This window comes from Blautia sp. ZXY-1-C6 (assembly GCF_056339875.1).
Genome location: NZ_JBWJVQ010000133.1, coordinates 1 through 4,809, shown reverse-complemented (window position 1 = coordinate 4,809; position 4,809 = coordinate 1). Strand labels below are relative to the sequence as shown.

Sequence of the window (4,809 nt, the reverse complement as noted above, 5' to 3'; positions counted from 1 at the left end):
CCACTATTGCATCTGTAAACTGTACAATGATTGAGCTCCCAAAAATCCCCTGCAATTCTTCCGCATTCGCATCATCATATTTCTCTACATCAAAAGACAAAGAGAAATCATACGTATTCTCTTTTCCGTCTTCTGTTTCATAAGAAATTGTTCCAAAAATATCTCCCTTGCCAGACGGAAGTTCGATTGACTCTGAAAGCTCTAATTTATATTCAATGTTATTGAACACTGTCGTTGCTTCAAACATTTGTGATATACAGGTACCTTCTTTTTCATAAATATCTTTCTGTAAAAAGGAAATAGGATTATACTCCATATTTTCCCATATCTGTTTTCCCTCCACTGTCCGTTTACACAAGGAATCTAAAAGCAACATCATTGTTTCCTGATCTATTTCTTCATATACGTTCATAGTCAGCCTCCTTTTTCTTTGGATAGTCCACAAAAGCTCTGTAAGAGTTTATCTCAATTTCTAGTTACAACGTGATATTTAGTCAAATGACGTATGTACGCGCTTTCTTATAGTTGCCAATATTATATGGCGTATCTCCCAAAAATTCAATCAGAATATAAAAACTTTTACTCACACTATCCTGCCTTTACATCTTTTTTAGTCTATACCCTACATTGATCAATGTTTCTATAATATCATGCCCCATCTTTTTTCGTATCTTCCATACTACGTGTTCCACTGTTTTGTACGGAATCTGATCATCATAATAATTACTCTCCCAGACCGAACAATAGATATTCTTCTTTGGAATAACCCAATTTGGCCTTTGGGCTAAAAGATACAGAACTTCAAATTCCCTGGGCGTTAAATCTATTTCCTTTCCTTCGTAAATAACCTGATAGGACATTGGATTTAACTGCAGTTTTCCATCGCCCAAAACTACATTCTCTTTATATTCTGGAAAAACATACTTCATCTGTATGCCTCCTCTTGATTTATAAATTTCTAACTGTTCCCATTCCAGAAAGAAATACCGAACGAAATATCCAACATCCGGCACTTTTTTAGTTATTTTTACTTTTTACATAATTTCTATCTCTGCCATCTTTTCTATAATTGTGAACTTCCTGAAAAATTAACTCTCATTTTCTAAAAATAGTTTATTTCAGCCGTTTACAGTGAATTTTATAAATTCCTCGTAGAGTTAATTAACTCTCAGAATTTTACTTTAAATCCGATGGAAACATTGAAAACACTCAGTTGTTTCAATCGAGCGTTAATTTTCACAGAAGTTCACAATAATATGAATATGCTTCTTACTTTTCAGATTAGATATGTTCCGTTTTATGCAAGCGCCTAATTTTAAAGTTGTGCATATCCACCGAATATTCATCCTATAAATAATTGTTGGGAAATGTTAGAACAGCAGCATTTCTCTCTATTTCCAAAAGGAGAGTAGGCATCATGCATTACCCTTTATTTTTTAGGTTCTCTTGATTATATAAATCTTGATATACACTACAATTTTTCAATAACTCTGCATGTGTTCCTATACCTACTATTTTACCCCCATCTAATACAATTATTTTATTAGCATCCTGTGCAATTTTTACTCTATGGGTTATATATATTGCTATCTTATTTTTACTCACCTCAAAAAAACTCTTGGAAATTTTGGTTTCTGCTGTTACATCTAATGCGGAACTAGGCTCATCCAACAAATATAAATCTGCATTTTTATAATAGGTTCTTGCTAACGCTATTTTCTGCCATTGACCACCTGATAATTGACCTCCTTCATCAAACCAATTTCCTAATCCTCTTTTTAGTTCGTATCCTCTTTCGGTTTTTAAAAAATCAACGTTTGCTTTGCACAATGAATTTTTAATTTTATTTTCATCGACTTCTGTACTAATATCTCCTATATAAACGTTCTCTTCCAATGTACCTTCATACTTTAAAAAATCTTGAAAAAGAACAGATATACAATTCCTGTAACTCTTTACATCAATATTCTCCAAATCAAGATTATTAACAAATAGCTTCCCACTAGTAGGTTTATATAACCCACATAAAATTTTAAATAAAGTGCTTTTCCCAATCCATTTTTTCCTACAATTGCAATCTGTTCGTTTGATTTAATTTTTAAATTAATGGTAGATAGTGCCATTTTACATTGAGGATAATCGAAAGATACGTTTCTTAGTTCAATTGTCTTTATATTATCTACTTTTGTACCACCTAACGCATTCTCCCCTTCTTTTATTTCTAAAAAATCTTTTAGTAATTGTATATATAAATTTGCGTTATAAATAGAATAAACATTAGAGGCAATGCTATTTGTAGCATTTTGCATCATGGACACAGCATTTAAATATGACATAGTGGTTCCTATCATTTTTTTCCCTACGTAAGCCAAATATATTGCAATAATCATTATAATTATACAAACTATATCTTGTATAAACGAAATAATCATATTTAAAACAGCTCTGGTTTTTTCAATTTCATTGGCTTGTTTTATGAAAGTTTTGACTAAGCTACAATATTTATCCAGCAAATATTTTTTTAATCCATATGCTTTTACCTCTTTAAATGCTGTATCATGTGTAAGTAAATATGTATAATACCACGCTTTTCTTTCTTTTCCACTGCGCTCATATCTCATTAGAAATTCTTTATTACCAACATAAATTTGTCCTATAAACATTAATATTGACACAGCAATCATTATAATCACAAGAATTGGATTCCATGAAAGTAGTATCATTGCGGCTGAAAATAACGAAACTAAATTAGATGCTAAGCCTAATACCCCTTGCATGGTCTGATATGGTTTATTTCCAATTTCTTGTTCTAAACGATTTATCATATCATATGTTTCTGTTCTCTCTAACATTTCCAATGATAAATCCCCACATTTTTTCATAAGAATGTAATTTATTCCATAAACTAAATGATTGTTTAAATTGTTTAAATTATAGCTTGCTAAATTCTGTAAAAGCGATTCCGAGATAATTAGCCCGAAATATAAAATCAAAAGATACACCACATATTGATATGATTGTGTCTTGTTTTGTATTTCATTTAACAACTGTTGCATTACCAATAAGGACGAAACAGGAAGAATTCCATTTATTATAGACAAAATAAATGCCAGAATAAATTTTGCTTTACATATTTTACAAATTAATCTTATCGTATAATAAATCAAAAAAATATTCCTTTTTATTTTTTTTAGCATGATTTTTCTCCTATATAGTGAAGGCGTAGCACATATAGTACTACGCCTTCGTTTTTACTACCTCTTAGAGAGTACTAGAACGGAATGTAGCAACAGCATTTACTCTGTTACCTGTACGATACTCTCCTTCGCCACCACAGCCACAGCCACAATGAACACAACCATCATCATTGCCTCTGTAACCTGCATATCCATCAGTACACATGCATGCTCTCGGCTGCACTCCTGATCCAGGTGTTCTTCCAATTGGATTTACAAACTTCATAACGATTCCTCCTTTCTTTGTAATTTAAATACATCTATGTAAATATAAACGTATTTACCTTTGTTAATGAATTTCCATTTCATTATATTGTTCCAATTCGCTTGGATTTGCCTCCATTAATGCATGATATCGTCTTAAATTGTCTTCCAAATACTTTCTTTCGTTTCGACATGAATTATGTCGATATGAAAGATGTAATCCATTAGCATCGTAGCAATTAACATAACATAATGTACATAAATTAACTGCCCAACATTCTTTACAATACTCTTTTGCTTCTTCTATAAAGTCTTCAACATAAAGTTTCTTAATTTTTTCTTTATCAAATCCCTCATTCACATTGCCTAAACAAGGTATATTTCCTACTTTTTCTCACAATGTAAAAATTCACCTTTTGTAGTGACATAAATCCTTCTTTGTCCCGGCACGCAGCATCCATTCATTCCATACTGTTGAATAGGTGTTTCTGTCAACAAGCGTTTGTGTATAATCATCATTCCCTTATCCATATAACCATCCGTAAACAAAGTTTTTTCTGTATTATCTGGATTTGATTTACGTATCACTTCTTCCCATTTCATTAAAGGTTCATAAAACTCTTCCATAAACCATCTATCTTCTTTTCCTTGCGGTAAAAAGTAATCACTCTCTGACGGTCCATGATCTACCGTTGCAGTCAAAATCATAACGTCTTTGGGAATCCATTCACTTTTTTCGATAAACTCCTGAATTTTGTTGTATACTGTTCAAGATAACCTGGTCCCGATACAACCATATTAAATCCAATCTTAGAACTCTTTCCTTCCTTATGGAATGCTTCAAATAGTTTTTTTGCTCCCATAACTGTTTTTTCAAAGCTACCTGTCCCATTAACCATAAGCCGATTTGCATCGTGCATTTCCTGAGGACCATCCAAGCTAATAATAATATTGAAATTATTTTTGGCAAAATACTCTGCGATCTTATCATTTACCAATGTTGCATTTGTAGTGATTGCAAAGGACATATCCTCGCCAAATAATTTTTTAGCATATTCAACTGCTCTTTCAATAAGTTCAAAATTTAGTAAAGGTTCTCCACCATAAAATCCAATGTGCCTATTTTCTGCATTTTGGGAATGCTCTTTTAAAAAATCAATAGCTTTTTTTGCAACATCCCATTTCATGTTTTCATGTCCGAACGCCCTGTATTCTGGATGAGAAGGATGATAAATACAATATTTGCAACGTAAATTACATTTTTCAGTAACTTCAAGAGTAACATTCTCAACCTTATTTTCAAGAATATCATCTAACTCTGTTACTGCATCACCTGTCAGCGTTTTTAATGGTGGAGCTTGTAAAATAT

Annotated in this window: 7 protein-coding genes; all 7 read right to left on the bottom strand. The window is 31.9% G+C overall.

Features of this window, described 5'->3' with window-relative positions; all coding sequences use genetic code 11:
• A partial coding sequence (locus tag AC075J_RS05265) for a hypothetical protein (protein WP_476390108.1) occupies window positions 1-412 on the bottom strand: 412 nt, incomplete at its 3' end.
• A 187-nt stretch (window positions 413-599) separates the two neighbouring features.
• On the bottom strand, window positions 600-929 hold the full coding sequence (locus AC075J_RS05260) for a winged helix-turn-helix domain-containing protein (protein ID WP_055056048.1): 330 nt from the start codon (window positions 927-929) through the stop codon (window positions 600-602).
• A gap of 493 nt (window positions 930-1,422) precedes the next feature.
• Window positions 1,423-2,031 carry an ATP-binding cassette domain-containing protein gene (locus AC075J_RS05255; RefSeq protein ID WP_476390109.1) on the bottom strand — a complete coding sequence of 203 codons (609 nt, stop codon included), beginning with the start codon at window positions 2,029-2,031 and terminating at the stop codon, window positions 1,423-1,425.
• Window positions 1,956-3,197 carry an ABC transporter transmembrane domain-containing protein gene (locus AC075J_RS05250; RefSeq protein ID WP_476390107.1) on the bottom strand — a complete coding sequence of 414 codons (1,242 nt, stop codon included), beginning with the start codon at window positions 3,195-3,197 and terminating at the stop codon, window positions 1,956-1,958. The genes AC075J_RS05255 and AC075J_RS05250 overlap by 76 nt, the downstream gene beginning before the upstream one ends.
• Window positions 3,198-3,261: 64 nt before the next feature.
• Window positions 3,262-3,462 (bottom strand): Apre_1838 family putative sactipeptide bacteriocin, encoded by a 201-nt coding sequence (locus AC075J_RS05245; protein WP_081019422.1) that lies wholly within the window; start codon window positions 3,460-3,462, stop codon window positions 3,262-3,264.
• A gap of 362 nt (window positions 3,463-3,824) precedes the next feature.
• Window positions 3,825-4,142 (bottom strand): hypothetical protein, encoded by a 318-nt coding sequence (locus tag AC075J_RS05240; protein WP_476390106.1) that lies wholly within the window; start codon window positions 4,140-4,142, stop codon window positions 3,825-3,827.
• A 2-nt stretch (window positions 4,143-4,144) separates the two neighbouring features.
• Window positions 4,145-4,809, bottom strand: a 665-nt coding sequence (locus AC075J_RS05235) for a radical SAM protein (RefSeq protein ID WP_476390105.1), incomplete at its 5' end; no start/stop codon positions are given.

Coding starts and splice junctions, on each gene's coding strand:
- AC075J_RS05250 (WP_476390107.1), bottom strand. CDS start 3,197: ATGCTAAAAAAAATAAAAAGGAATATTTTTTTGATTTATTATACGATA.
- AC075J_RS05260 (WP_055056048.1), bottom strand. CDS start 929: ATGAAGTATGTTTTTCCAGAATATAAAGAGAATGTAGTTTTGGGCGAT.
- AC075J_RS05245 (WP_081019422.1), bottom strand. CDS start 3,462: ATGAAGTTTGTAAATCCAATTGGAAGAACACCTGGATCAGGAGTGCAG.